Origin of the sequence: Dyadobacter sp. BHUBP1, from assembly GCF_050587785.1 — a bacterium.
In the GTDB taxonomy this organism is placed as follows: domain Bacteria; phylum Bacteroidota; class Bacteroidia; order Cytophagales; family Spirosomataceae; genus Dyadobacter.
The window spans coordinates 1-21,170 of the sequence record NZ_JBOBIH010000011.1; the positions used below are offsets into that span (position 1 = coordinate 1).

A 21,170-nucleotide genomic window follows, 5' to 3' on the forward strand; every position below is an offset into this window, starting at 1 on the left:
ATGCACACCATCTTTGCCCTAATAAAAAACCAAGCAACCTATCAAGATCACTTGGTTTTATCATAGAAATCAGACTGACATCTTGCTCTTCCTCCCTTCAATCCTCAATCTTTCTTATAAAAAATGCTCTGCACCAAAATCGGATTATCAGTGCAGATAATGTCCGGGCCGCCTGAATCCCGGAGCTTTTGGTACAATGGCCTTGATTCGGCGACTTGAAGCGTATCGATATTGCCGTTGGTCCCAAGCGAAGAGGTAACGTTCAGATCGTGAATGCGCTGGTAAAAGGAGCTTTCCTGCAATTCGCGGGGTGTGAGCGCTACAAGCTGTTCCAATGGTAATCCCGATTGCTCGACGGCGTCGATATGTTCCGGGCTATTGAATCCAGCCGCCAGCATGAGTTGAGGGGCCAGCCGATGGGCCAGTTGTGCTTCTTTTAATGAGTAGCAGATCAATACGGATTTATACAGGTTCCCGGTTCCTTGAAGCATTTTGATGGTCTGGGTAATGCTCGTTTCGGGCTTTTTGTCGATAACCAGCACGAAATTCTTGCCTGCTGACCAGTTCAGCACCTCCTGGAATGTGGGTATGGGGTGCTCCGTCATGGAACCATAGGGATCTTTTAACCTCAGTTTGCTGACTTCTTTCCACTTCTTTTTACTCAACAAACCTTTTCCGTTGGTTTTTAATGCCAGGTCGTCGTCGTGTAAGATCACCAGCAAGCTATCGGCGGTTGCGCGGACATCAATTTCCAGGAGCACGCAAGGCACTTTGGAGTACGTCCGCTCGAAGGTGGCCATGCTATTGCCGGGATAACCGTCTTCGGTACCACCCTGATGTGCCATGATTAAAGGCGTGGTGCGTTTGCCGGGTTTCAGATAGCTTTTCAGTGCTTCGGCATCCTTGAACTGGCAGTCGCCGGTTTGGGCCTGGACAGTGTGTGAAAGGGCAGCCAGTAGCAGTGCTGCAAGGGCTAGCCGGATTGGTTTCTTCATTGTTTATGTCACATTATTTGATTCGGTATGGCGTGGTCCGTGCTTAGAGGCGTCGCGAATGGCGGAGCCGTTAATGGCGGGGTCGGTGATAGCGGAGTCGCCGCCTTTTTCGGCTTTCAAAATTGATTCCACACCTGCACGATAGCCCTCGATGATCAGCCGGGAAATGTCTTCCGAATTGAAATGCTGTAAATCGAGAAAGAGCGGGGTCAGCGGCCTTACCACCGTTAGTTTCATGGGCTTACCCCGCAGGTTTGAGCGGTCGACATACGACTCGGCCCATTGGATATTGTTGTTCACGATCTGGTTCACGGTAATGTCGCGTACACGCTCGATCAACGTGATCAGGTTACGCGTGTTGATGCCCTCCGGCTGGTAGAGCAGGGGGGAATGGCAACCGATCAGGATGATCTCCGTCGCACCGTCCTCGATGGCCTCGCGTATGGGTGCGACCTCGCGCAAGCCGCCGTCGAGATAAAGCTGGCCGTTGATTTCGACGGCGGGCATCAGCATCGGTATCGAAGAGCTGGCGTACACAAAATCCACGTAATGCGGGTCCTGCGTGGAGACATATTTCATTTCCCCAGTTTCGATATTCACGGCCCCGGCTTTCACTTTAATGGGTGTATTACGAAGGTAATCGTCGTTGAGGTGCTTACGGATAAGCTGGTGGAGCGGCGACGGATCCACGATGCCATCGAAACGGCTCATAAGCGTGTTCATCCCCAGCATTACCCGGGAGCGCAAGGTGGAAATGTCCTGTGGCTGGGTGATATTCTTGATCCAGAATTCGAGCAGCTTGCGGCCTGCCAGTGGCCAATCTATCTTCTTATTTTCGGCCATTTGCTTGCCGGTTTCATTCGCCAGGAATGTAGCATTCAGCGAGCCTACTGAAATTCCGTAGACCATTTCAGGCTCGAAGCCGTTTTCCAGGATGGCCTGGATGACGCCTACCTGAAATGCTCCTTTCATGGACCCTCCGCCGAGAACGAGTGCTTTCATATGGACTGGTTTACGTGGTTTAGTTTGTACTTCGGCTGTCGGCAGTCGGCAGTCGGCCGTTTTTGATGCCCAGGCCTTTGTCCAATTCTAAACATTTTCGATTTAAAATTGATGTAAACAGAAGATTTTATTCCAAATTTGAAGATCAGAGTTCAGAGGGTTAAACGAACATTTTCACAAACTCATGCCCCTGTTCGCGTCCTTTTATTATCAGGAGGGACCTTTTAGCCCTCGTACATGAATATGACCCTTTCAATAAAGGATATCCAGGCTCCTATTGCGGATGAAATGAAAGCTTTCGAGCAGAAGTTTCGCCAGTTTATGAAAAGCGAAGTAATGCTTTTGGATCAGATCATGAACTACATCGTGAGGCGGAAAGGCAAGCAGCTGCGCCCGATGTTCGTGTTCCTGTCCGCTGGAGTTTGTGGTGATATTGCCGAATCGACTTACCGAGGCGGTGCGATGATCGAGCTGCTGCATACGGCTACCCTCGTGCACGACGATGTGGTGGACGATTCGAACTACCGTCGTGGATTCTTCTCGGTGAATGCATTGTGGAAAAACAAGATTGCCGTACTGGTGGGCGATTACCTGCTGTCACGCGGGTTGTTGCTTTCGGTGGATCACGAAGAATTCAAAATCCTGAAAATAGTTTCTACCGCCGTTCGCGAGCTCAGCGAAGGCGAGCTGCTGCAAATCGAAAAGGCCCGTAGACTGGATATTAATGAAGAGGTTTACTACGAAATCATCCGGCAGAAGACCGCTTCGCTGATCGCTTCATGTTGCGCGGTGGGAGCGAGCTCAGTCGGGGCAACGAAGGAAGTGGTGGACAAAATGCACGCATTCGGTGAGAAGGTGGGCATGGCTTTCCAAATCAAGGACGACTTGTTCGACTACGGCGAAGACGAGATCGGAAAGCCGTTGGGGATCGATATCAAGGAGAAAAAAATGACGCTCCCGCTCATTTACGCACTCAACCATGCGTCCTGGCTCGAAAAGCGCCGCATTATCAATATTATTCGCAACGAAAGTCACAAGCCCAATAAAGTGAGCGAGGTAATCGCATTCGTGAAAGAATCGGGCGGATTGCGTTACGCGCAAGAGGTGATGGAAAGGTATGTAAAAGAAGCGCTCGCCCTGTTGAACGAATTCGCCGATTCACCACACCGCCGCTCGCTCGAACAGTTGGTGCAATACACCATTGAGCGGAGTAAATAATAATGATTGAATGATTGAATGACCGAATAAATCGTCATTGAGTCAGAAATCGTCGTGAGTTGTCAAAAACAATACCTGACCACGCTTGACTATACTTGACCTTTTTTAATTCAATCATTCAATCATTCAATCATTCAATCATTCAATCATTCAATCATTCAATCATTCAATCATTCAAAATTACTTCTGACAGAAAATATATAAGTAAGTATAATAAATAACTATCTTTTTAGTTATGTTTGTGTACTCACTTAATGCTGTCTGTCATGAAAATATTCCTTACTACTTTTCTTCTTGCCGTCAGCCTTGGGTTGTTGGCCCAGCCTGTGGTTCTGTTACAGAAAGATGTCACCAAAGAGCTTGCACAGAAATTAAATCGGGAATATCAGAATAATGAAGGCCCGGTGAATCAAACTCCGCACAGTGTGAGGACGGTATTCGAGAACATCTACGAGAAAATCGTTCGAACGGATAGATACAAGGAATACATGGCCTGGAACACGCTTTACCTGAATGCGGAGGGTAAGATCGATTACCTCGTTTTGAGCGTTACGCGGGGCTTTCGGACAGCGGATGGGAAGAAACAGGAGGATGCCTCCGTAGCCGACTCACTCGCGGCGGCCGTTTCCGCGCAGCTCACCCCTTATCTCACCGATTTTGTCTCGCGCAGGACTATCGGCACTAAAACGGCCATCACTGTCTTCGTTAGTTTCTATATCCGGCCCCCCGCGGAACCGCAGGTTAAAAAGGACAGTGTGGTGCACGGCCTGGCCGATGCAATAGCGACGAAAGACACATTAAAAGTGAAGACGCTGGCGCTTGGGCAGAATTTACTTACAAGCATTCCTGAGGTAATATACCGCTTCCCCAACCTGGAAGAGCTGTTTCTGGGCGATAACGACCTTGAAACCGTCAACCTCGACATGGCGCGTCTGCCCAAGCTACGGCACCTCGACCTGAGCAGAAATATATTACGAGACAACAGCATTGCCATTAGTAAAAATAAATCGCTGGCACTCCTTAACCTACAAATGAACCTCGTTACCGATATTCCACGGGCCGCCCGGAACTGCAAAAAGCTCGAAACCCTCTGGCTCGGCAATAACCTGATGACCGGATTGACCAACGCCAGCTTCAGAAGGCTGAGACAAGTCAAAGATCTCAATTTTTACAAAGCTGAACTCATCGCATTACCCAAAGGGATCGGCAAAATGCGCGGCCTGGAAGTGCTGGATTTGTATTATAATAAACTGGAAACCCTGCCAAAGTCGGTCACAAACCTGAAACGCCTGACGCATTTTGCTGTATCGCATAATCAGCTTACGGCATTGCCGAAGCGCATGGATAAACTGAAAAGCGTGCATACCATATACGCCCATCATAATCACCTTAGCAAACTTCCCGAACGTATTACGCGCATGAAGAAGTTGCGTATTGTGGATTTGGGGTACAACTGGCTGACGACATTCCCGTCGCAACTCACAGCATTTACCAGTTTGCAGGAGCTGGATCTCTCAGCCAATAACTTTCCGGAGTTTCCCATACAGCTTTTGCAGATCCGCAAGCTCGATAAGCTGCATTTACGTGGCAATCCGTTTTTGGGACAGGATGCCGAACGTAAATACAGCGATCAGTTGAGCCAGCTTAAAAGCAAGAATATCGAAGTGTTTTATTAGAGATTCCACCAGTAGGTGAATTTCAATACAATTGCGCGGTTCTTGACCCTGAAATTCTCAGGCAGATAGTTGTCGGTATACACGATAAAAAGGTCGGAGGCCGGCTTGTAGCGCCATTGCAGACGAGCATTCAGGTTGATGTTGTCGGCCTGATTGTTGTATTGCATGAATGTCGTGAAAAAGAGGCTGTTCGTAAACGTCACGTCTACCCGCGGGCCTACGAGCCAAAGCTGCGTGCGTTTCCACGGTTCCGGAAGCCGGATATCGTTGTAGTTGCCTGCCATGGTAATAGCTACGTAAGGCTGCACGCGGTAACCGAGTTCAGCTTTGAGGTTGTTGCGTTTGCCATTTTGGTAGTAACCGCCCAAAATACCCGATGCAAGGTAGGTAAAGCGGTTTTGCGGCCCCGAAACGATGTCAAAACCAACGGCTTTCCAGTTATGCTCGGTACCGGTAGCGAGGGTGGAGCCGCCCAGATTGGTGGGATCGAACGGTCGCAGCAGGCGCACGTAGTTGCTGGAACCCCACAGGGCCACCGTTGCCCGGTTGATGAAGTTAATGTTGTAGGACAAAATGAATTCCTTGTCACTGACATCAAACTTCTTGTCCCAGTAAACATTGCTTACGAGCTTGGGCCCGTGGCTGATGATTTTGTTGTGTTTAATGAAAAACAGATAGGCTACATTGGGGCTGATCTTGTAATAACCCATTCGTACGGCATTGGGTACATAGCCTACTTCCGCATTGTAATTCTTACCCACATACTCATGCTGCCATTGCCATATTAAATTCGCTTTCGTGAATTTCAGGTCGGCCGCGTGCGTAAAGTCGTCGGATGATTTACCGGGCGTAAACGATTTGAGGAACATTACTTTCCCGGTCCAGAGGTTTTTGGCACTGGCCAGGTTAAACTCCGCACCGATGTTCCGGTTGTAACGGTTGGTGGCCGAATGCCTTTCCAGTGTGTAATTCGTCGCGTCCTTGTTCACGAATATGAAACGCACATTGGAACGTGCCAGCAACTGCCGTTGCAATGCAAACACAGCGTAGTTGTTATGCGGCGTCAACGTATCGTTAGCGCCGGTTTGCACATCCAGCACGCCGATACGCCAGTTTTTATTGATTTTGCCGCTCATTCTGGCGCCAAACTGAATGGGTACACCCAAACCGATGCGCCGCGAAAAGAACGGCCGAATGGTAGCGTACCCGAAATTCGCGAAAAGGTCGGCGTTTTCGAGGAAGAACTGCCGGCGCTCGGGGAAGAAGAGCTCGAAACGGTCGAGGTTGGTTTGCTGCACGTCCACATCTACCTGCGAGAAGTCCGGGTTGACGGTCAAGTCGAGGTTGAGGGACGGGGTAAGCCCGATTTTTACATCACCCCCGATCGTGGGCTTATATTTGGTAGGAAGATCGTTCTGGTAGTCCTTCGTCATACGCATGGCTGCGTATGGGATCACCGAAATGTTCGGGCCAGGCGTGGGCGGAGGCGTGTCCCACACGAGCACGCCCGTATACGCGAGCGAGGCCGACGGAAATTGACGCGGAACGGGCGCCCACGACGATTTTTCGGAGATTGTCAGGTCCTGGCGACTGAAATTGATTCCCCAGCGCGTAATACCCGGCTTGTAACGGATACTTTTAAACGGGATGGCTGCTTCCCAGACCCATTTATCGTCTTCGTTCTTCACCGCGCTTACCCACTTGTTGTCCCAACTGAGGTCGACGGTACCGCCGTCGCCCTGCTGGCCGTCCCACGGCGCTCCTGCTGCATTGGCACCGAATGAAAAGCCATTGGTCTTGTCATCGAAGGTGTCCATGAAAAGCAGGAAGTTATCGTTCTTTCCGAATGCAAAATCACGTTTGAGCGATTCGACGATCAGCGAGCCATTGACCGGCTTGTAGTTGATGACCAGGATGTACAGGTTGTGTTTGTCATAACACAGTTTCACGTCCGTAAGGGCCTTGGAAAAGCTGGTGTCCATCGGCGTGATCATGAAAAAGTCCTTGGCAGTTTCGGCTGCCGACCACGCGGGATCGTCCGCTACCCCGTCGACTTTGACGGGTGAAGTGGCGGAATGGATGTGATACTGGTAGTTTTCGTTCGGTTTCTGGGCAATGCTTTGAAAAATGATGAAACAGAAAATGAAAGGGGTTAGGATAAAGGTACGTAGCACTTGGTCAAGGGATGTTTAGGAATATAAAAGGTTCATGAATACTCAGTTTTTGAACCAGCGGGAATCTGCATAGAAAGTCCCGAATGGTACCAGCGAAGAAAGGAACGATAAGGCCGATTTTTTGAAAGACCAGCTTTTTTCAGTGGCAACCTGGATGAGCAGGAGCACAAAGAGGATAAAGAGTACTCCGTGCGCCATGCCTACAATGCGCACAGCCTGTGGAATTCCCGCAAAATATTTAAGGGGCATCGCGACGCCCAGGAGTACGATAAAAGAAATGCCTTCAAGAAATGCAATGATACGGAGACGGCCTAATGCCGATTTGATCAGTTCGGATACCATAGGAAATCAGAATAGGGGAATACAATTTACCGGCAAAGATACGCATCAAGCTCCTTGAAACGCAGGAACTTCAAAAAAGCTTTTGCCCGGAAATATTACATTTTGTATTTATGTAACTGGTAGTTTAGGTAAATTTGGTAGAATTGGGTTTTTGAAAAATTTTATTCTGAATGATATTTGTTTTAAGGCTAAAAATTGCATTATTGGTAATAATAGCACCTTATCTCGATATTATGAAACGAATCTACCAAACATGGCTTTTCGTGTTCCTCTCCTGTTATTGTTATGCGCAGGGCCTGAAAGTAACCGGGAAGGTTACCGACGAAAAGGGTGAGCCGCTGATTGGCGCTTCTGTGCTGGAAAAAGGTACCGGAAATGGAACCGTCACCGACGGAACCGGCGCATACAGCCTTACAGTAGGCTATAACAATGCGACACTCGTGGTAACCTATGTAGGTTACAACAAAATGGAAAGGGAATTGGACGGCGCCGCCACCCAGGACTTTGCGCTGGCTGACGCCACGGTACTGAACCAGGTGACGGTGGTCGGTTCCCGGAACCTGAACCGCTCTTCGACCGACACGCCTGCACCCGTGGATGTGATCGACATCCGCGAAGTAACCACCAAGCAAGGGCAGCTCGATGTGAACCAGCTTTTACAATTCGCCGCGCCTTCTTTTAACTCTAACCGCCAGACGGGCTCCGACGGCGCCGATCATGTCGACCCCGCTTCACTGCGTGGGCTTGGTCCGGACCAGACATTGGTGCTCATTAACGGTAAGCGGCGGCATCAGTCCGCACTGGTGAACCTCTTCGGCTCGCGTGGGAGGGGCAACACCGGCACCGACCTGAATGCGATCCCGGCCGCGGCCATTGAGCGTATCGAGATACTGCGCGACGGTGCCGCCGCGCAATACGGCTCAGATGCGATTGCGGGGGTCATCAATATTGTGTTGAAAGAAACGACTAACCAACTGGCTGTGAATGCGAATGCGGGCATGTTCAAGGCTAAGTACCGGTTTGATGATAAGAAGTTCGACGGTTTGAATTACAATATCAATGCAAACTACGGTGTGAAAATTGCGAAAAAGGGATTCCTTAACGTGACGGCCGATTACAATTCCCGCGACCACACCAACCGTGCCAATACCGTGACCAGCGAGTCGGACCTTGCGCGGCGGCAGTATGGCGACCCGGAAATCCGCAATGCCGCGGTGTACTACAATGCGAAAATACCGGTGGGCAGCAATTTCCAGGTTTACAGCTTCGGAGGTATCAACGAGCGCAAGGGCGATGCGTACGCGTGGACGCGTTTTGCGGACGACGACCGGAATATCCCTTCCATTTACCCGAACGGCTTTGATCCGATCATTACGAGCGAAATTAAAGACCGCTCCGTGGCTGCGGGCATACGTGGGGTCTGGAAATCGTGGGATATCGATTTAAGTAATACCTATGGCTTCAACAAGTTTCATTTTGGCGTGAAAAATTCACTGAACAGGTCGCTGGGTGAGCGTTCGCAGACTTCGTTCGACGCAGGCGGTTTTCAACTCGGGCAAAATGTGGTCAATCTGAATGTCAGCAGGTATTATAAAACCGTGATGCAGGGCTTGAATATTGCATTCGGGGCGGAATTCAGGAAGGAACGCTACAAGATCTTTGCAGGCGAGGAGGCTTCCTATCGTAACTATGACCCCGAGTTCGCTGGTGGCTCGCAAGGCTTCCCCGGTTACAGCCCGGCGGATGTGACCAACCACAGCCGTTCCAATGTAGGGGCATATGTAGATTTGGAAGCGGATGTTACCAAACAGTTCCTCATGGATGTTGCCGGTCGCTTTGAGCATTACAGTGATTTTGGGAGTACTTTAAATGGTAAGCTGGGCTTGCGTTACAAAGTTACCGAGGCTTTTTCACTGCGCGGGTCGGTGAGTACCGGCTTTCGCGCACCGTCGCTGGCCCAGAAGTATTTCAATTCGACATTTACCAATTTCGTGAACGGCCAGGCTGTCGAAGTACTGCTTGCCAACAACAATAGTGCCGTAACCCAGGCATTGGGTATTCCCCGGTTGAAACAGGAGACGTCCCTGAACGGCAGCCTGGGGATCACCTTCACACCAGCGGCGGGGCTTTCGGTGACTGTGGACGGTTATTATGTGAAAGTCAAAGACCGCGTGGTGCTTACCGGCCAGTTCAGCGACGACGATGAGGATATCGGTGACCTGCTGAAAGCGTTGCGGGTAGGAAAGGCACAATTCTTTACCAATGCATTGGAATACACCACTACCAAGGGGCTGGACGTCATTGTAGCACATTCTGCGGCGATGGGAGCCGGAAGGCTCAGCACAACCGTGGCTGCCAACTTCAACTGGATGGAACTGGGGCCGGTGAATACCGTGCCTAAGCTGGCGGGCAAAGAGGATATCTACTTCGACGACCGCGAACGCCATTTCGTACTCGCATCGGCGCCGCCTTCGAAGATCAACCTTACATTCGACTACTCCGTGAGCAAGTTCAGCGCGATGTTGCGGTTTATCCGTTTCGGTGAAATCAAGCTGGCGAATTGGGACTATATGATTGATACATACAGCCCCAAAATCCAGACAGACCTTACATTGAATTACAAATTCACCAAAAATATATCCCTGTCCATCGGCGGCAGCAATATCCTGAACGTGTACCCCGACAAATTCCAGCCCGCACTGACGGAATCGGGCGGAGCCTGGGACCCTGTGCAAATGGGCAGCAACGGGGCGTTCTTCTTTACCAGGTTGGGATTGCGGTTCTAAACCGCGATGATTTCCGCCGCCGCCATTTCGCCGGTGACTACCGCGCCTTCCATGAACCCCTGCCAGTCGGCGAGGTGTTCGCCGGCGAAAGAGGTGTGCAGGAAAGGCTTCTGCAAGGCAGGGCGGGTGGTGTACCACTGGTTCGGGCCGTACATGGCGTATGCACCTTGCGAAATCTTGTCGGTTCCCCAGTAATAATTGGCTTGTGATTCGATGAGTTTTTTCGCTTTGGGAAAATAGGGACTAAGCGTTTGCGCCAGCATTTGTTTCCGCCACGCGTCGTTTTGTGCAGCGATCAGTTCGGCCTTTTCTCCGATCGTGTAGGAGATCAGCACACCTTTTTGGGATGGCTGATTTTTGGAAGCGTGGTAAAAGTAATGCGGCGTCTGGTCGGTAATGAGGTCGAAGCTCTCATCTTTCCAGAAGCGCTTTTTGAATAGAATGGCGTTCTTGTTGATGCGGGCATATTGCAGCTCGTTAATCGCCTGTACCTTTTCAGCCGGTAATCCCGGTTCCCACTGAATGTTCCGGATAGCAAATGTCGGAATCGCGCAGATAAGCTTGTCGGCCTCGAAAGTCTTGCCGTTTTCGCAGGTTACCTTCACGGTATCTTTCTGTTCGATGCGTTTCACGGCGTGGCCGGTCAGAATGCGATCATTTCCAATCCCTTCCGCAAACTTCTTCGCTAGCATGGCATTGCCACCCTGCATTTTCAAATCCATCTCATTCTTTTCGCTGCTCTCTGCAAATGTGGCCAATGCGATGTAGGCCGACACGTGCCGGATGCTCTCACCGAAATCGGTACTGTCGAGCAGTTCCCGGAAGACGAGGTCCTTACCTTCGCAGCCATTGTTCACGAGATAACGCCACCAATCGATACTGTCGAGCTCGATTTTCTGCTTTTCGTCCAGCTTTTTGTAGCCTTCGAGCAGCGTCTTCATTTTGGCCTTCCAGTTATCCGTGAAATCCCAGGCGTTGGCTTTATAATATTGGTTCTGGTAAATGAGGTGGGTATCGAACTGGTTGTTGAGCAACGGTATTTTGAACTGGTCGCACAATGCACGAACGCGCTCGTGCGAGTTGCCTACCCATTCGGCGCCGAGTTCTACGACGAGGTTTTCTTTCGGATCAATGGTATGGGAGAATACCCTGCCACCAATGCGGTTACGCGATTCGAGGACGGTCACATCCACATTCTTTTGTTTGAGGGCATAGGCGGCGGCCAGCCCGGCGAACCCGGCGCCGATCACGATCACGCGGGCTTGCTTGCCAATGTAGATGCTTCCGAAAGAGCGTGTGGAGAGAATTGAGGCACCTGCAAGCAGGGCGGATTGGCGCAGAAATTCGCGCCGGGAGGATTGTTGCGGCTTGTCCATGATGTAATGAGGTCGATTGAGTACCTCAAATTACTTACCTATATACGCAGCTCAAACAAACCTTTAGCGAGAGGCAGATTTACTTAGTTTCTGGTATTCAAAAGAAAAGCGGCCCGGTTGTTAAAGTCCGGGCCGCTTTGTAATGTATTTCAAATGAATCGCTTACGCGGTTTGTACCTTCGGTTTTACTTTGGCCTTAGGCTCCGTAGCAGCAGTTTCCTTGTTCCGCATTTTGACAAAATCCCTGAACCGGCGGATAGTAGCCATTACAAAGCCGATGACCAGCACGAATGTACCGAGCCACAGGATATTGATCAACGGCTTTTCGGTCGCTTTCATGACGATAAAATCACGCTGGGTAGTATTTACACCAAATGTAAACTGGCCTGTCTGCGGGTTGATTTCGTTAAATTGAATGCGCATGCCGAGCTCATCGCTTACCTCCGGCTTGCGTGCTACCATGCGATCGCGGATCACGAACGATGGGGTTACCACAAACTCCTTGTCTTTATCCAGTACGCGGATGATCGCCTTCACAGCTGCATCGCCTGGGCCGAGTTTGATGCCTTCTACCTCTTCGGTGCGGACTACATTATCCAGAATGGCTACGTAGTCGTTTACGAAGAATGTGTCACGAAGGTTGATCGTAAAGTTCTCGCTCTGGCTCCAAACCGGCTCTGCGGTAGGGTTAGTCACCATGGAAACGTAGGTGTACAAATCCTTATCGACTTTACGCTGAATATCCGGCGAAGACACGATCCCACCCATGCGCGGGTTGATCTGCACACGTGGAAAGAGCGTGAATATCTTGCCCGAAGGCTCGCGGTATTCGATTTCGTAATAGAAGTTTTCAGGGAAAATTTCGAGAGTATCGCCCTTTTTGTTGTATTTCTGGCCGTTTACCTCGATGTCGCGCAATGCCACGGCGTGGTAATCACCTTCTACGATATCGACCCAGCTCTTCGGTATGTAACCCGGAATGTGACGCGGTTCCACGCGCACGTCGCGCCAGGTAAGCATGTAATCGCCCATTTTCTCAGGTTTGTTGAGCCAAAGGGTGATGTTTTCTTTGTTCTCCTTGTTGTCGTTAGCAGTAAATTCCTCACTGCGGGAAATCATCAGGCCGGAGTTGTTTATCGAAACGACTTTGGTGTAAGCCGACGAAAACAAAATACCGATCAGCATCAGTGCTACGCCGATGTGTGTGATAGCACCTCCGGAGAGGTTGTAGTTACCACGGATAATGTTTAACAGGATATTGCCATTGGCAACGATCGCGAAGATCGAAGTCGTGAGCAATGCAATGTATTGAATATCGCGAACCTGCTTGTAAGTGATCACCGCCGCGCTGATCAGCAATGCCACTAATAGCGGATTGTACAATGCCTGCAACTTGCCTTTGCCGGTTTTTTTCCACCAGAAATATTGGCCTACGCCCGTCAAAACAATAATCAATGCAAAGAACCAGAGCTGGAACTTGTTGTAATGCGCCACCTGGTCGGCGGGCAGCGCCATGTTCAGTACGGTACCGAATGCTTCCGCGATTTTGTTGTAAACCGGAATAGACGTTGTGGCGATGATCTGGAAGCCGGAAAGGCAAAGCACCGTAGCGCCAATGAAAATCCAGAATTCCTGCGAGTAGGTAGACACCTCTTCTTCGTCGCTCGGCAATGATTTCCAGCGCGCGACCAGCAAGCCGATCGACACGATCATGAAGGTGAAAAGGTAGATCAGCAGCTGACCTGAAAGGCCAAGATCCGTAAACGAGTGTACGGAAGCATTGCCCAATACGCCACTGCGGGTCATGAATGTGGAATAAAGGACGAGAATGAATGTGGCGATCGTAAGAATGAACGACGTTTTCAATGCAGTCGCATTCCGTCTCGCGATAATCATTACGTGTACCGCCGCGACGAGTACGAGCCAGGGCACGATGGATGAGTTTTCAACAGGGTCCCAGTTCCAGTAGCTACCAAAATTGAGCGTTTCGTAAGCCCAGTAAGCACCCATTAATATACCTACCCCCAGTACCAGTGCCGAAAACAACGACCATGGCAATGCAGGGCGGATCCATTCATTGATTCTTTTGCTCCAAAGACCCGCAATTGCGAACGAGAACGGAATAAGCGTGCTCGCAAAGCCGAGGAACAGGGTAGGAGGGTGGATCACCATCCAGTAGTTTTGCAACAATGGGTTGAGGCCATTACCGTCTTTCGGGATGAAATTCGGGTCCATTTTGTAAACAGGCAGGTCGGGCATTACCTCTTTCAGCAAAAGAAACGGCGTAGAACCGATTTTAAGGTCGAGGCCCGGGATTACCACACCCAGGATCATCGAGGTAAGGAATGCTTGTACCAACGCGAAAACGGTCATTACCGGCGCTTCCCACGAGCGGTTGGTGAAGATTAACGTCGCTCCGAGTACCACGTTCCAGAATATCCAGAGGAGGAAGCTACCTTCCTGGTCCTGCCAGAAGCTGGAAATGGTGTAGCCGGTCGGCAGGGAAAGCGACGAGTTTTTCCAGGCGTAATGGTATTCAAAATAATGGTTACCGATGATCCAGTAGAGCGAGAACACCACCCCGATCACGGCCGCCAGATGGACCCAGAAGACGCCGCGTGCAAACTTTTTCCAGGTTTGCGTCTCCTCTACGGTACCGCCCGCAATGCCCGCTTTAAAATAAGCGAACGTCGCCAGAATGGCCGTTACAAACGCGACTATAACCAGCAGGTGTCCTGCACTTCCGATCGTACTGTGAATCATGATTGTTTTGCAGTATGTTCCGTGGTTTCCATTTTACCGTTCTCGTATTTCGACGGGCATTTCATGAGGATTTTTTCGGCCGAAAACGAGCCGTCCTGCATTTTTCCTACTACTACGACCTGCTCGGATTTATCGAAATCCTGCGGTTTGGTGTTTTTGTAGACCACCTTTTGCTCCACATTGTTGTTGTCGACCAATGTGAAAACGAACAGATTAGGGTCGATTTCCGGCCGGTATTCCATTTCCAGGATCTGTCCTGCCGCGTCTTTTTTGAGTTTGCCTACAACGTGAATGCTCTCGTTGTCGCCATCCGCAGCCATTTCTTTGGCTTTCGTGAAATCGACGTAAGTACTTGCATCACCGGCAGTTGAAACGATAATACCAATTGCAACCGCGATGATCACCAATCCGAATATCTGTATCTTTTTCATAGGGGCTTACTTGATATTGAGGTCTTTTTCAATCTTTTTCAACTTGGAATCAATACGGAACAGGTTGATCGCCAATCCTGCGAAAACAACGGCAACTACCGCCACCACGACCCATATTTTACCGTCGGCGCGGAGCCTGTCGGCCATTTCAACGGAAGTGTCGCCCGCCTGCGCGAACAAATTGCCGGAAACCGCCAGCAATGTCAGGAGGATGAGGGAAATTCTTTTCATTGTATATATGATGGACTAAACCTTAACGAAAATTTACTTTGAAACGTTTGTAAAAAACCTAATTCGGGCCAAAATGCTTACAGCTTGCCCGATTCGATGAGTGCTTCCTCCCGCACGCGATTGATCTGCTTGATGCGGATCCGAAGTTCAGCAATCCACAATCCGAGCAGGATATAGCCAATCACTGCCGGGTAAAATACCTTGCGGATATTGTTGTCGAAATCATAAGACCCGAACGTGCTGTTGCCGCCGCTGCCCGGGTGCAAAGAGTCGGTCAGGCGGGGCAGAATGTAAATGATCGGGATGAAAACGGCGAATGCAAAAATGTTGTAAACCGAAGAAATCCGGGCACGGCGCTGCTCGTCCTCAAAGGAGCTTCTGAGCAAGAGGTAGGCGAGGTAAATGAGGATGCCTACTGCTGCGCCGTTCAGTTTCGGGTCGTTCGGCCAGGGATCGCCCCAGGTGTAGTTGGCCCACACCGAACCGGTTAAGCAGCCTAATATCCCAAAGAAAATAGCGGCTTTTGCTACCTCGCTGGCAATATCGTCGTCTTTAATGCTACCCTTCATTAAGTAGCGGATTGAAAATACCATCGACAGCAGAAGCAGCGTAGTCATGGCGAGCCATAAAGCTACGTGGAAGTAGGTGTTGCGGATACTTTCATTGATAATGGCAAGGCGTGGAACGGGACCGATAAATCCCATGATGATCACGTAGAAGATGATCACGACACAGAGGATTTTCCACCAGATCTTTCTCATTTTAAACTAGTACTTTAAAAGTTATGCCCTGTAACCTGCTGTTTTTCAGCTTCTCCATAAATAAGGAAAAAGCAGGTAAGAGAGCGTAATTACTATCAGATCGATCGATAATAGTGTGGTGATTTCATCGGCGCTGACCGACCAGTCGAGACCATCCATGGCATTTTTGGCCAAACGGATCGTCATTAAAAGCATCGGCAGGATGATCGGGAAACTGAGCACGGCCATGAGCGTAGCGCTGTTGTCGGCCTTGGAAGCTATGCCCGCTATGAGTGTGAGAACGGAAGCAAAACCGGTGGATGCCAGTAGGATGCAGATCGAAAACAGGCCGTTATCCTGGATCGGGTTGCCCATCACAAATGCATAAAATACAAACCCAAGTACCGATAATACTGCCATTACCAGCGAGTTATAGATAATTTTGGAAATGATAATAGCCTGAGGGCTGCACAGGTTGTAATAATAGAGCAGGCGCCCGTGGCGTTCCTGTGAAAAACTTTTGGCAATGGCATTGACCGCTGTGAAAAGCAAAATAATCCAGAATAATGTGTTCCAGACGATCGGTGTCAGCTGATTTCTGCGGAGGTTGAAACTGAGGTAGCAGACAAACACCGTACTGACCACATACAGCAACATCCCGCTCAACGCGTATTTCTGGCGCCATTCGAGTGTTACTTCTTTCCAGATCAGGGTCTTAATCTCGTTCAAGGTAATTGGTGCGGGCCATCGGCTTGCAGCTTCCGGCTTTCTGTTTGCTGTTATAATGTAACCAGCGTCGCTTTTTCCGGCTTCCGGTACTTCGTTTCGCGCTGCAAAAGTACGACACAAAGCCCGAGGGAAATAATAAAACGGTCAGGATTTTGAATGATTTGGCGAACGGTAGGCACATTAAAAGAAGTAAAGTTTGATTTACCGTCTGAGAGTGCTTTATTTGTACTTTAAATAAAATGAATCTAAATAAGGAACGTATGTCGGCTCGTACCGTTTCCCACCTCAAAAAGGGTGAAAAAGGCATAATCAAATCATTCGCAGACCGTGCAATGTCCCTCAAACTGCTCGAAATGGGCTGTTTGCCGGGTTGTGAAGTGCGTCTGGATGCGATTGCGCCCTTCGGTGACCCGATCTGCATCAACGTCGGCGGGAATTACAGCCTGTCTTTGCGTTTGAACGAAGCCGCAGTGATTGAATTAGAGTAAAGATTGCGTTCCGCATACAGCCTCTCAATTGAAACAGGGAAATATTAAAGTTGCGCTGGTAGGTAACCCGAATGCCGGCAAGTCTACGCTATTTAATGCACTCACCGGAATGCGCCAGAAAACGGGCAACTTTCCGGGGGTGACGGTCGAAAAGAAATCCGGGACATTCCGCATTGCAGGGGATAATGGGCACGACGACGCCCTCGTAACGCTCGTCGATTTGCCGGGTACATATAGTATTTACCCTAAATCACGGGACGAGGCGGTGGTGATGGACATTCTTGCCAACCCCAAACACCCCGACTTCCCGGACGTGGTGGTGATCGTAGCCGACGCCTCCAATTTGCAACGCAACCTGTTGCTTTTTACCGAAATCAACGACCTCGGTATTCCTACCGTGCTCGCATTGAATATGCTGGACGTTGCCGAGAGCATGAACCTGGCCGTGAATGCGGTGCAGCTCGCGATGCAGCTCAATGTACCTGTCGTGCGCATTAATGCGCGTACAGGCGAAGGTATGAAGGGATTGAAAGAGGCTGTGAAGCAGGTTGTGGAACGCACAGAAAAGCCTGCGCTGCGATACTTCTACGAGCCGAAAGAAAGTGAAATAGGGCTGATCAATGAGGTGAAGGAAATTCATCAGCTGGAAAATGACTATGTGGCGCTCCAATATGTTTGTCAACACGATAACTTTTCTTTCCTCGAACAGCCGGTAAGAGCAAGGCTCGATGCGTTGATTGAGAAATACGGTTTCGACGAAAATAATTTCCTCGCGAACGAAACCATCGCCCGCTACGAGAAAATCAAACCCATCGTATCCAAAGCGGTTAAGTCCGACGGCGCCACCGAGCAGCCTTACTGGACGCGCAAGCTGGATAGCATTTTGCTGCACCGTGTTTGGGGGTATGTCACGTTTGCATTGGTGTTGCTGGTCGTATTCCAGGCCATTTTTGCCTGGGCATCCTATCCGATGGATATGATCGACGCGGGTACCGCCGCTGCTATCGAATGGGTAAAAGGCACATTACCCGCAGGTGTGCTGAACGACCTCATTACCGACGGTATCATGGCCGGTATCGGTGGTATTATCATATTTATCCCCCAAATCGCGATCCTTTTTGCATTGGTTGCCATCCTCGAAGAATCGGGTTATATGGCCCGTGTTATGGTGATCATGGACAAGCTCATGCGTCGTTTCGGGCTTAATGGCCGCAGCGTGGTGCCGCTCATTTCGGGTGTAGCCTGCGCCGTTCCCGCTATCATGACCACCCGCAGCATCAGCAGCCGGTATGAGCGCTTGCTCACGATCATGGTGACACCATTGATGAGCTGCTCTGCCCGTCTTCCGATTTTTACGATATTAATTGCATTGGTAGTGCCGGAAACGAAGGTACTGGGCATATTCAACATGCAGGGAATTGCCTTGTTCGGGCTTTATCTGCTGGGTTTGCTTGGCGCTTTGGGCTCAGCGTGGTTTCTCTCTTTGTTTATTCCAAGAAGGGAGCCGAGCTATTTTATGCTCGAAATGCCATCCTACAAGCTGCCGCGCTGGGGGCATGTCGGGTTTATGATGTACGAAAGCGTGAAATCGTTTGTACTGGAAGCTGGTAAAGTCATTATGGCGATCTCTATTATCCTTTGGGTACTGGCGTCCTACGGCCCGGGGGACAGCATGAATTTGGCCGAGCAGCAGGTAGTAGCCTCCATGGCCACCGCGCCACAGGAAGAAATCGACGCAGCGGTTGCGTCTGCCCGCCTGGAAAGCTCCTATGCGGGCCAGTTCGGCCGTTTCATCGAGCCGGTGATCAGACCCCTGGGTTATGACTGGAAAATCGGGATTGCATTATTGGCATCGTTTGCCGCACGCGAAGTATTCGTCGGTACGATGGCCACGATTTACAGCATCAGCGGCGATACAGAGGACGTCCTTACCGTTAAGCAGCGCCTTGTTCAGGAAAAAAATCCTGAAACCGGCGGACAAATGTTTACGCCGGCGGTCTGCTACTCGCTCCTCATGTTCTACGTATTCGCGATGATGTGTATGAGCACGATCGCAGTCGTCTACCGCGAAACGCACGGCTGGAAATGGCCGCTGATCCAACTGGCTTACCTGATGGTATTGGCGTACGGATCGGCGTTTTTGGTTTATCAGATTTTGAGTTAATCAAACGAGTTACCAACCGAGGTGCTCCACTACATCCGATGCAATGAGCGCCGTTTGCCCCCGGGCTTCGGCGGCGCGGTCGCCGGCGAGGCCGTGCTGGTATACGCCCAGGATAGCTGCATCGGCAGGGTCGTATTTTTGCGCGAGGAGGCTGGTGATAACACCGGTGAGCACGTCGCCAGTGCCGCCGGTGGCCATGCCCGGGTTGCCTGTCGAGTTGAAATGGACATCGCCGTTGGGAAGAATGACGGCGGTATTGGCGCCCTTTAAACAGATAATTATTTTGTATTTGGCCGCAAATGCCTGCGCTTTTTCCAGCCGCTCATATTCATTACTGCTCTCGCCTGCAAGCCTTTGAAACTCTTTAGGATGTGGTGTTAAGATCGTGTTTTTCGGCAATTTGTAAAGCAAATGCCGGTTTGTGGAAAGAATGTTCAAGGCGTCTGCATCGATAATAACGGGCCCTTTGGCTTGTTCCAACAATTTTTCAAGCGCTTTCACCGTCGCGGTTTCCTGGCCGATACCGGGACCGATGCCGATGCCCGTGGCCGAAGACAGGTCAGGGGCTTTGCTAATGTATTTTTCCATTTCATCGACGGTCGCCATCGCTTCCGGAACGGATATTTGCATGATCTCATACCCACATGCAGGAACGTGCATAGTGAGCAGCCCCACACCCGAGCGCAGGCAGGCTTTTCCCGAAAGAACCGCGGCCCCCATTTTGCCATAACTTCCGGCGACGATCACGGCATGTCCAAAAGTGCCTTTGTGTGAAAATTTCTGACGGAGTTTAATGCGCTTTTCAGCTTCAAATTTGTCGGTGAAATAATATGGTGTGCTCGTTTCAGCCATGTACCGGGAGCTGAGACCAATATCGACTACATGCCATTCGCCGACGTATTCGGCATTCTGAGGAAGCAAAAATGCCAGTTTCGGCAACTGAAACGTAACGGTGTATTTCGGTTTGACGACTACATCGTCGGGGTTATTGGGCTGGTCGGTATAGAGCCCGCTGGCAATATCGACGGATACGAGCCTGTTGGGCAATTCATTTAAATACTGAATGACAATGCTTAATAAACCTTCAACGGGGCGCGACAGGCCTGAGCCCAGCAAGGCATCGATGCAAACGACTTTATTTCCCAATTGTGGAAGGTCATTTTCTGAATGAATGCGGCGCGGTGTGAGGTGGCTGCCAAGCCGGGAGTAGTTCTGGCGGAAATCGTCAGTCGCATTCAGGGTGCATTCCACGATGAAAACCTGCACATCGTAGCCGCAGCCGCTCAGAATGCGGGCTATCGCCAGGCCGTCGCCGCCGTTGTTCCCCTTGCCGCAAAAGACGGCGATAGGGCGGGTATTGACATATTGATTACAAAACCACCGTACAAATGCCTGTGACGCGCGCTCCATCAAATCAATGGAGGCGATGGGTTCGTGTGCGATCGTATAGGCGTCCATCGCCCGGATCTGTTCTACATTGAAAATCTTCATGATAATCACGCGAAAAGCTTTTTGTTACGGACAAATAATGCTAGCTTTGCACTCGTTTTCTCAAAAGCTGTTTTGAATGAAGGGGCGTCACCCCGTCCGCTGGGAGCAAGCTATCATTTTAAATCCATAAAATCACTCGTCATGAGCGAACTTATTAAACTCGTAGAAGCTACGATTGAAAATCGTAAATCCGAGTATCCTGATTTCAAATCAGGCGACACGATCAACGTTCACGTGAAAATCCGTGAAGGTAACAAAGAGCGTATCCAGCAGTTCCAGGGTACCGTTATGCAGCGTCGTAACGTAAACGGAGCTGGCGAAACTTTTACAGTACGTAAAATTTCAAACGGTATCGGTGTTGAGCGTGTTTTCCCAATCCTTTCACCAAGCATCGCGAAAATCGAGCTTATTCGTCGTGGTAAGGTACGTCGTTCACGTCTGTTCTTCTTGCGTGGCCGTCAGGGCAAAGCAGCTCGTATTAAAGAGCTTAAAACCACGAAGTAATCCAAAGGACCTTCGGGAACGAAATTTTAAAACCCTGCAAGCGAATTTTTCTTGCGGGGT

General features: G+C 50.1%; 17 protein-coding genes. 6 read left to right on the top strand and 11 right to left on the bottom strand.

Translation table 11 applies throughout. The features are described from left to right. Positions 1 to 104 precede the first annotated feature (104 nt). Both ACQ4MZ_RS28120 and ACQ4MZ_RS28125 read right to left on the bottom strand, forming a co-directional pair. Positions 105 to 995: a glycerophosphodiester phosphodiesterase family protein gene (locus ACQ4MZ_RS28120; protein WP_430850876.1), complete on the bottom strand. Its 891-nt coding sequence runs from the start codon at positions 993 to 995 to the stop codon at positions 105 to 107. 3 nt (positions 996 to 998) lie between these two features. After that, positions 999 to 1,997 (bottom strand): patatin-like phospholipase family protein, encoded by a 999-nt coding sequence (locus tag ACQ4MZ_RS28125; RefSeq protein WP_430850878.1) that lies wholly within the window; start codon positions 1,995 to 1,997, stop codon positions 999 to 1,001. 243 nt (positions 1,998 to 2,240) lie between these two features. Here ACQ4MZ_RS28125 and ACQ4MZ_RS28130 point away from each other — a divergent pair, with 243 nt between their 5' ends. Together ACQ4MZ_RS28130 and ACQ4MZ_RS28135 are read left to right on the top strand one after the other, a co-directional pair. Next, positions 2,241 to 3,215 (top strand): polyprenyl synthetase family protein, encoded by a 975-nt coding sequence (locus ACQ4MZ_RS28130; RefSeq protein ID WP_430850880.1) that lies wholly within the window; start codon positions 2,241 to 2,243, stop codon positions 3,213 to 3,215. Between the two features lie 266 nt (positions 3,216 to 3,481). Beyond that, positions 3,482 to 4,891, top strand: a complete 1,410-nt coding sequence (locus ACQ4MZ_RS28135) for a leucine-rich repeat domain-containing protein (protein ID WP_430850882.1) — start codon at positions 3,482 to 3,484, stop codon at positions 4,889 to 4,891. Here ACQ4MZ_RS28135 and ACQ4MZ_RS28140 read toward each other — a convergent pair. Together ACQ4MZ_RS28140 and ACQ4MZ_RS28145 are read right to left on the bottom strand one after the other, a co-directional pair. Continuing rightward, positions 4,888 to 7,065 carry a DUF5916 domain-containing protein gene (locus ACQ4MZ_RS28140; protein WP_430850884.1) on the bottom strand — a complete coding sequence of 726 codons (2,178 nt, stop codon included), beginning with the start codon at positions 7,063 to 7,065 and terminating at the stop codon, positions 4,888 to 4,890. The two genes, ACQ4MZ_RS28135 and ACQ4MZ_RS28140, sit on opposite strands and share 4 nt — an antisense overlap. Positions 7,066 to 7,107: 42 nt before the next feature. Then, on the bottom strand, positions 7,108 to 7,407 hold the full coding sequence (locus ACQ4MZ_RS28145; RefSeq protein ID WP_430850886.1) for a DUF3817 domain-containing protein: 300 nt from the start codon (positions 7,405 to 7,407) through the stop codon (positions 7,108 to 7,110). Positions 7,408 to 7,640: 233 nt separating this feature from the next. Here ACQ4MZ_RS28145 and ACQ4MZ_RS28150 point away from each other — a divergent pair, with 233 nt between their 5' ends. Beyond that, complete coding sequence (locus ACQ4MZ_RS28150; RefSeq protein WP_430850888.1) at positions 7,641 to 10,193, top strand: TonB-dependent receptor; 2,553 nt, start codon at positions 7,641 to 7,643, stop codon at positions 10,191 to 10,193. On the opposite strand, the gene ACQ4MZ_RS28155 is transcribed toward ACQ4MZ_RS28150, so the two are convergent. The 6 genes from ACQ4MZ_RS28155 to ACQ4MZ_RS28180 all read right to left on the bottom strand — a co-directional run bounded on the left by ACQ4MZ_RS28155 (position 10,190) and on the right by ACQ4MZ_RS28180 (position 16,463). Continuing rightward, the gene (locus ACQ4MZ_RS28155; RefSeq protein ID WP_430850890.1) at positions 10,190 to 11,569 is read right to left on the bottom strand and encodes a flavin monoamine oxidase family protein; all 1,380 of its coding nucleotides are present in this window, start codon (positions 11,567 to 11,569) and stop codon (positions 10,190 to 10,192) included. The two genes, ACQ4MZ_RS28150 and ACQ4MZ_RS28155, sit on opposite strands and share 4 nt — an antisense overlap. Before the next feature lie 162 nt (positions 11,570 to 11,731). Continuing rightward, on the bottom strand, positions 11,732 to 14,332 hold the full coding sequence (gene ccsA / locus ACQ4MZ_RS28160; protein WP_430850892.1) for a cytochrome c biogenesis protein CcsA: 2,601 nt from the start codon (positions 14,330 to 14,332) through the stop codon (positions 11,732 to 11,734). Then, the gene (locus tag ACQ4MZ_RS28165; RefSeq protein WP_430850894.1) at positions 14,329 to 14,763 is read right to left on the bottom strand and encodes a cytochrome c maturation protein CcmE; all 435 of its coding nucleotides are present in this window, start codon (positions 14,761 to 14,763) and stop codon (positions 14,329 to 14,331) included. Before ACQ4MZ_RS28165 ends, ccsA (ACQ4MZ_RS28160) begins: the two co-directional genes overlap by 4 nt. Positions 14,764 to 14,769: 6 nt before the next feature. After that, positions 14,770 to 14,994: a CcmD family protein gene (locus tag ACQ4MZ_RS28170; RefSeq protein WP_430850896.1), complete on the bottom strand. Its 225-nt coding sequence runs from the start codon at positions 14,992 to 14,994 to the stop codon at positions 14,770 to 14,772. Positions 14,995 to 15,071: 77 nt separating this feature from the next. Continuing rightward, positions 15,072 to 15,755: a cytochrome c biogenesis protein CcsA gene (ccsA, locus tag ACQ4MZ_RS28175; RefSeq protein ID WP_430850898.1), complete on the bottom strand. Its 684-nt coding sequence runs from the start codon at positions 15,753 to 15,755 to the stop codon at positions 15,072 to 15,074. A 45-nt stretch (positions 15,756 to 15,800) separates the two neighbouring features. Continuing rightward, positions 15,801 to 16,463, bottom strand: coding sequence for a heme exporter protein CcmB (locus tag ACQ4MZ_RS28180; protein ID WP_430850900.1), 663 nt, complete (start codon positions 16,461 to 16,463; stop codon positions 15,801 to 15,803). Between the two features lie 260 nt (positions 16,464 to 16,723). Here ACQ4MZ_RS28180 and ACQ4MZ_RS28185 point away from each other — a divergent pair, with 260 nt between their 5' ends. Next, positions 16,724 to 16,951 (top strand): FeoA family protein, encoded by a 228-nt coding sequence (locus ACQ4MZ_RS28185; protein ID WP_430850902.1) that lies wholly within the window; start codon positions 16,724 to 16,726, stop codon positions 16,949 to 16,951. Positions 16,952 to 16,979: 28 nt separating this feature from the next. Continuing rightward, positions 16,980 to 19,115 carry a ferrous iron transport protein B gene (gene feoB / locus ACQ4MZ_RS28190; RefSeq protein ID WP_430850904.1) on the top strand — a complete coding sequence of 712 codons (2,136 nt, stop codon included), beginning with the start codon at positions 16,980 to 16,982 and terminating at the stop codon, positions 19,113 to 19,115. A gap of 9 nt (positions 19,116 to 19,124) precedes the next feature. On the opposite strand, the gene ACQ4MZ_RS28195 is transcribed toward feoB, so the two are convergent. After that, positions 19,125 to 20,606 carry an NAD(P)H-hydrate dehydratase gene (locus tag ACQ4MZ_RS28195; RefSeq protein WP_430850906.1) on the bottom strand — a complete coding sequence of 494 codons (1,482 nt, stop codon included), beginning with the start codon at positions 20,604 to 20,606 and terminating at the stop codon, positions 19,125 to 19,127. On the opposite strand from ACQ4MZ_RS28195, the gene rplS reads away from it, so the two are divergent. Next, a complete protein-coding gene (rplS, locus tag ACQ4MZ_RS28200; protein WP_430850908.1) occupies positions 20,550 to 21,110 on the top strand; it encodes a 50S ribosomal protein L19 in 561 nt (186 codons plus the stop codon). The genes ACQ4MZ_RS28195 and rplS overlap by 57 nt on opposite strands. Positions 21,111 to 21,170 lie beyond the last annotated feature (60 nt).

Excerpts from the sequence above, each read along its gene's own strand:
- ACQ4MZ_RS28170 (WP_430850896.1), bottom strand. The coding sequence starts at position 14,994 with ATGAAAAGAATTTCCCTCATCCTCCTGACATTGCTGGCGGTTTCCGGC.
- ACQ4MZ_RS28185 (WP_430850902.1), top strand. The coding sequence starts at position 16,724 with ATGTCGGCTCGTACCGTTTCCCACCTCAAAAAGGGTGAAAAAGGCATA.
- ccsA (WP_430850892.1), bottom strand. The coding sequence starts at position 14,332 with ATGATTCACAGTACGATCGGAAGTGCAGGACACCTGCTGGTTATAGTC.
- ACQ4MZ_RS28135 (WP_430850882.1), top strand. The coding sequence starts at position 3,482 with ATGAAAATATTCCTTACTACTTTTCTTCTTGCCGTCAGCCTTGGGTTG.
- ccsA (WP_430850898.1), bottom strand. The coding sequence starts at position 15,755 with ATGAGAAAGATCTGGTGGAAAATCCTCTGTGTCGTGATCATCTTCTAC.
- ACQ4MZ_RS28120 (WP_430850876.1), bottom strand. The coding sequence starts at position 995 with ATGAAGAAACCAATCCGGCTAGCCCTTGCAGCACTGCTACTGGCTGCC.
- ACQ4MZ_RS28195 (WP_430850906.1), bottom strand. The coding sequence starts at position 20,606 with ATGAAGATTTTCAATGTAGAACAGATCCGGGCGATGGACGCCTATACG.
- ACQ4MZ_RS28165 (WP_430850894.1), bottom strand. The coding sequence starts at position 14,763 with ATGAAAAAGATACAGATATTCGGATTGGTGATCATCGCGGTTGCAATT.
- ACQ4MZ_RS28150 (WP_430850888.1), top strand. The coding sequence starts at position 7,641 with ATGAAACGAATCTACCAAACATGGCTTTTCGTGTTCCTCTCCTGTTAT.
- ACQ4MZ_RS28155 (WP_430850890.1), bottom strand. The coding sequence starts at position 11,569 with ATGGACAAGCCGCAACAATCCTCCCGGCGCGAATTTCTGCGCCAATCC.
- ACQ4MZ_RS28145 (WP_430850886.1), bottom strand. The coding sequence starts at position 7,407 with ATGGTATCCGAACTGATCAAATCGGCATTAGGCCGTCTCCGTATCATT.
- ACQ4MZ_RS28130 (WP_430850880.1), top strand. The coding sequence starts at position 2,241 with ATGACCCTTTCAATAAAGGATATCCAGGCTCCTATTGCGGATGAAATG.
- ACQ4MZ_RS28125 (WP_430850878.1), bottom strand. The coding sequence starts at position 1,997 with ATGAAAGCACTCGTTCTCGGCGGAGGGTCCATGAAAGGAGCATTTCAG.